The organism is Stenotrophomonas sp. P5_A8 (assembly GCF_056400545.1).
In genome coordinates, this window is record NZ_JBFULB010000277.1 from 1 (window position 1) to 5,177 (window position 5,177).

General features: G+C 69.5%; 6 protein-coding genes and 1 pseudogene. 5 read left to right on the forward strand and 2 right to left on the reverse strand.

Translation table 11 applies throughout. The features are described from left to right. Together AC1DQP_RS16125 and tsaB are read left to right on the forward strand one after the other, a co-directional pair. Positions 1 to 1,316: ATP-dependent DNA helicase (locus AC1DQP_RS16125; protein ID WP_478052001.1), on the forward strand; the 1,316-nt coding region annotated here is incomplete at its 5' end. Between the two features lie 5 nt (positions 1,317 to 1,321). Continuing rightward, positions 1,322 to 2,029, forward strand: a complete 708-nt coding sequence (tsaB, locus tag AC1DQP_RS16130) for a tRNA (adenosine(37)-N6)-threonylcarbamoyltransferase complex dimerization subunit type 1 TsaB (protein ID WP_457317885.1) — start codon at positions 1,322 to 1,324, stop codon at positions 2,027 to 2,029. 118 nt (positions 2,030 to 2,147) lie between these two features. On the opposite strand, the gene AC1DQP_RS16135 is transcribed toward tsaB, so the two are convergent. Together AC1DQP_RS16135 and gshB are read right to left on the reverse strand one after the other, a co-directional pair. Continuing rightward, the gene (locus AC1DQP_RS16135; RefSeq protein ID WP_457317884.1) at positions 2,148 to 3,035 is read right to left on the reverse strand and encodes an energy transducer TonB family protein; all 888 of its coding nucleotides are present in this window, start codon (positions 3,033 to 3,035) and stop codon (positions 2,148 to 2,150) included. Then, positions 3,032 to 3,982, reverse strand: a complete 951-nt coding sequence (gshB, locus tag AC1DQP_RS16140; protein ID WP_256776868.1) for a glutathione synthase — start codon at positions 3,980 to 3,982, stop codon at positions 3,032 to 3,034. Before gshB ends, AC1DQP_RS16135 begins: the two co-directional genes overlap by 4 nt. A 250-nt stretch (positions 3,983 to 4,232) precedes the next feature. Between gshB and pilG the strand changes: the two genes are divergently transcribed. The 3 genes and pseudogenes from pilG to AC1DQP_RS16155 all read left to right on the forward strand — a co-directional run. Beyond that, complete coding sequence (gene pilG, locus AC1DQP_RS16145; RefSeq protein WP_017356958.1) at positions 4,233 to 4,634, forward strand: twitching motility response regulator PilG; 402 nt, start codon at positions 4,233 to 4,235, stop codon at positions 4,632 to 4,634. Positions 4,635 to 4,652: 18 nt separating this feature from the next. Beyond that, on the forward strand, positions 4,653 to 5,015 hold the full coding sequence (locus tag AC1DQP_RS16150; protein ID WP_256776867.1) for a response regulator: 363 nt from the start codon (positions 4,653 to 4,655) through the stop codon (positions 5,013 to 5,015). Beyond that, positions 5,015 to 5,177, forward strand: a pseudogene (locus AC1DQP_RS16155) (chemotaxis protein CheW); the annotation flags it as partial. The gene AC1DQP_RS16150 and the pseudogene AC1DQP_RS16155, both read left to right, overlap by 1 nt.

Consider the following 5,177-nt stretch of genomic DNA (forward strand, 5'->3'; position numbering starts at 1 on the left):
GCATGCGCCCGTGGCAGGAACTGGCGCGCGACTGCCTGGCCGAAAGCCGCAGCGTGGCCGGCGCGCAGGCCGCGCTGCAGGTGCCGGCCGCAGCGCTGGAACAGATCCTGCGCGACCTGCGCACCGCCATGGACGGGTTGCCCCCGCGTGGCACCCAGTGGCGCGCACTGACCGTGCCGCAGGTGCGCGACGGCTTCGATGCGGCGATGAGCGCGCTGGTGAACCTGCGCGATGCACTGGTCGGCGTACGCGAGGCCTCGCCCGGACTGGATGCCTGCCACGCCCGGGCGCTGGAAGCGGTGTCGCGGCTGTCGCGCTGGCTGGGCGACGACGCGCCGATGCTGGATTTCGATACCGACCCCGAGCACGCGCCGGCGCCGGCGGAAGTGTTGTGGTACGAACTGACCCCGCGTGGTTTCCGTTGCCAGCGTACGCCGATGGATGTGTCCGGTCCGTTGCGCGAGCATCGCCAACGCTCGATGGCGGCGTGGATATTCACCTCGGCCACGCTGACCGTGGACGGCGGCTTCGAGCATATTTCCCAGCGGCTGGGCCTGGACGATCCGGTCACGCTGCTGCAGCCCAGCCCGTTCGACTGGGCCACCCAGGCGCTGTGCTACCTGCCCACCGATCTGCCCGATCCGGCCGCGCGCGGCTTCGGCACCGCGCTGATCCGCGCGCTCACGCCGGTGCTGGACGCTTCGCACGGACGCGCCTTCCTGTTGTTCGCCTCGCACCGCGCGTTGCGCGAGGCGGCCGAGGCATTGCGCGATGCGCCCTGGCCGTTGTTCGTGCAGGGCGAGGCGCCGCGCGCGACGCTGCTGCAGCGGTTCCGCGAATCGGGCAACGGCGTGCTGCTGGGCTCGGCCAGTTTCCGCGAAGGCGTGGACGTGGTCGGCGACGCGCTCAGCGTGGTGGTAATCGACAAGCTGCCGTTCGCCGCGCCGGACGATCCGGTCTTCGAGGCCCGGCTGGACGCGATCCGCCGCGATGGCGGCAACCCGTTCCGCGACGAACAGCTGCCGCAGGCGGTGATCGCGCTCAAGCAGGGCGTGGGCCGGCTGATCCGCAGCGAGACTGACCGGGGCGTGCTGGTGCTGTGCGACCCGCGCCTGCTCAGCCGCGGCTACGGCCGGATCTTCCTGGATTCGCTGCCGCCGTTCCGGCGCACCCGTTCTCTGGACGATGTGCGCGGCTTCTTTGCGCCACAATGGCTGCCTGCCGACCTGCCGTCGCCGCCGGTTTCTGYGGCGCCCCCGTCCGTTGCCCCCGTGCTGCCCGCTGCACCTGATGAATTCCCCACTTCCCTGTTCTGACCGCCATGAAACTGCTCGCCTTTGAAACCGCCACCGAAGCCTGCTCCGTTGCCCTGTATGTGGATGGGCAGGTGCTGGAGCGGTTCGAGATCGCCCCGCGCCGGCATGCCGAACTGAGCCTGCCGTGGGCCGAAGCGCTGCTGGCCGAGGCCGGGGTGGCGCGTTCGCAGCTGGATGCGATCGCGCTGGGGCGTGGACCGGGCGCGTTCACCGGCGTGCGCCTGGCAATCGCCATTGCCCAGGGCATTGCGCTGGCGCTGGACCGCCCGCTGGTTCCGGTCTCCACGCTGCAGGTGCTGGCACTGCGCGCGCCGGCCGATGCCGACCACGTGCTGAGCAGCATCGATGCGCGCATGGGTGAGGTGTACGTGGCCCGGCAGGTACGGGTGGACGGCCAGTGGCAGTTGCAGGGCGAAGAGACGGTGTGCGCGCCGGAGGCGGTGGTATTGCCCGATGGCACGCGCTGGTTCGGCGTGGGCACCGGCTTCGGTGCGGCCGAGGATGTGTTGGCCCGCCGCCTGGGCGATCAGCTCGACGGCGTGGATGCCCAGGCGCTGCCGCGAGCGTCGGATGTGCTGGCGCTGGCGGTGCCGGCGTTCGCGCGCGGGGAGGGCATGGCCCCCGAACGGGTTGAGCCGGCGTACCTGCGCGACAACGTCGCCTTGACCCTGGTCGAGCAGCAGGCGGCGCGGGCGGCGAAGCAGGCGTCCTAGGAAGGCGCCAGCCACGCATGGCGTGGCTCTACCGGGGCGATCATCCAAGGGGCGAGGGCCGGCAAACGGGCGGTAGCGCCACGCCATGCGTGGCTGTACGGTCCGGCGATGCTGACGATCAGCGGTCGTCGCGCAGCGTGCCGCCGGGCAGGAACGCCCAGGTGCGGGTGACCTGCAGGATCTCCACGCCGTCCTCGGTCTTGGGCAGGGGCGGGAACGGCTGGGCCAGGCGAATCACCCGCAGGGCCGCTTCATCCAGCAGCGGGGTGCCGCTGCTGCGCAGGATGCGGGCGCTTTCCACGCTGCCATCGCGGCGCACCCCGACGGTAATCACTACCTGCCCACCCAGCCGACGCTGACGCGCCTCATCGGGGTAGTTCAGGTTGCCCACGCGCTCGGCGCGGTCGACCCAGGCACGCAGGTAATTGGCGTAGGCGTATTCCCGGGTGCTGGCCGAGACGAACTTGCGGTTCGGGCGCTTGGCGTACTGCGCCGAGCGCAGGTGCACCTCGGCGGCCAGGCGGGCCATCTCGGCGTCGCGCTGCTCGCGTGCGTTCAGCGGTGCCTCCGGCTGCGGATGCTCGGGCAGCGGTTGCGGCTGGGCGCTGGCGACCTGCTCGGTGCTATTGCGGCTGGACACCACCCGGGTCTGCGGCGGCGGTGGGCTGGCCGCGTCCTGGCGCTGCTGCGGCACCGGCGACAGCCCGGCCTGCGGCTGCGGCACGATCCCGGCCTGGTTGTCGCGCGGTCGCAACGCCTTGTCGTGGTCGCCGCCGCCCTGCTGGTTGGCCTGGGCCAGGAAGTCGGCCTGCCTGGGCGTGAGCGGGGTCTGGGTCTGGCTGAAGATCACATCCAGGGTCGGCACCAGCGCGGCCTTGTCGCTGACCGCAAAGCCCACGCCCAGGATCAGCAGCGCATGCACCAGCAGCGACAGCGCCAGGGTCGCGCCCAGGCGCTGCGATTCGCGTGCCTGCAACGGCACCAGCGGCGCGACCGTCGCGGTCATCGCGGCAGACCGGCCTCGATCGCATCGAACAGCGTCCCGGCGATGTTCAGCCCGAACTGGGCGTCCAGCTCGCGCACGCAGGTCGGGCTGGTGACGTTCACTTCGGTCAGGTAATCGCCGATCACGTCCAAGCCGACGAAGCGCATCCCGCGGCGCTTCATCTCCGGGCCGACCTGGGCGGCGATCCAGCGGTCGCGCTCGCTCAGCGGGCGGCCTTCGCCGCGGCCGCCGGCGGCCAGGTTGCCGCGGAACTCGTCGCCCTGCGGGATCCGGGCCAGACAGTAGTCCACCGGCTCGCCATCCACCAGCAGGATGCGCTTGTCGCCGGCGGTGATGTCCGGGATGAACTTCTGCGCCAGGGCCAGCGTGCGCTCGCCGTCGGTCAGGGTTTCCAGGATCACGTTGAGGTTGGGATCGCCGGTGCCGCTGCGGAAGATCGAGCGCCCGCCCATGCCGTCCAGCGGCTTGAGCACGGCCTGGCCGTGTTCCAGCACGAACGCCTTCAGGTCGGCGTTGCGGCGGCTGACCAGGGTCGGCGGGCAGCACTGCGGAAACAGCAGCGCAGCCAGCTTTTCGTTGAAATCGCGCAGCCCCTGCGGATCGTTGACCACCAGCGCGCCGGCCTGCTGGGCCACGCTCAATACATGGGTGTCGTAGATGAATTCGGCATCCACCGGCGGGTCCTTGCGCATCAGCACGACCTGGCCGGGGCCGAACACGGTCTGGCTGAATTCGCCCAGGCTGAACCAGTCGGCCTTGTCCTCGCGCACCTGCAGCGGGGCGGTGCGGGCCACCGCCTGGCCGTCGCGCAGGGCCAGCCCACCGGGGCTGACGTAGTGCAGGGCGTGGCCGCGGCGCTGGGCTTCCAGCAGCATCGCGAAGGTGGTGTCCTTGGCAATCTTGATATGGGCGATGGGGTCCATCACCACGATGACGTTCAACGGCATGGTCGCAACCTGGCGGGCAGGGCGATGATGGTAGCCGCAACCGCGCCCGCCTGCCTGCCCCGGACCGGTGCAACGCAGTGTCCGGCGGCCGGCCCGGTTTGCGCAAAACCGGCGCCGGCCGTCACCGCCGACCCGCCTGCGGCTTGGCTGAAGTGGCCGCGCTTGAAGCCTGCGCCGGAAGTGCGATATAGATACGCTTTCGCAGCGGCGCCGGACCAAAGCAGAAGCGTCGCGCGCTCGGGGAAAGGTAATGACTGAAAACATGGCTGCGGGTGGGGAACTCGCAGGGCTCAGGGTCATGGTCATCGATGATTCGAAGACCATTCGCAGGACCGCCGAAACACTGCTCAAGCGCGAAGGCTGCGAGGTGGTGACCGCGACCGATGGTTTCGAGGCGTTGGCCAAGATCGCCGACCAACAGCCGCAGATCATCTTCGTGGACATCATGATGCCGCGTCTTGACGGGTATCAGACCTGTGCGCTGATCAAGGGAAATCAGCTGTTCAAGTCGACCCCGGTGATCATGCTGTCCTCCAAGGACGGCCTGTTCGACAAGGCGCGCGGCCGCATCGTCGGCTCGGAGCAGTACCTGACCAAGCCTTTCACGCGTGAAGAACTGCTGGGTGCCATCCGCACATACGTCAACGCCTGACCAGGGGGGAAAGGCACAATGGCTCGAATCGTTCTGATCGAGGATTCACCGACCGACCGTGCGGTGTTCACGCAGTGGTTGACCAAGGCCGGGCATGAGGTTCTCGAAGCGGACAACGCCGAGGACGGGCTGGTGCTCGTCCGCGAGCAATCGCCGCAGCTGGTCCTGATGGACGTGGTGCTGCCGGGCATGAGTGGCTTCCAGGCGACCCGCGCGATGGCGCGCGACGCGGCGACAAAGCACATCCCGGTGGTCATCGTCAGCACCAAGGCGATGGAAACCGACAAGGCGTGGGGGCTGCGCCAGGGGGCCGCCGACTACATCGTCAAACCACCGCGCGAGGAGGACCTGATCGCGCGGATCAACGAGTTGGTGGTCTGATGCGTTCTCCTTTCGACATCCTCGAAGTCTACGAACGGCGCAGCCTGGCCCACGCCGTGCAGCTGCCCGAACGGCAGTTCGCGCAGGACCTGTGGCGTGGCGTCGGCTACCGGGTGGGCAAGCGGCTTCTGGTCTCGGATTTCCGCGAAGTGGTGGAAATCG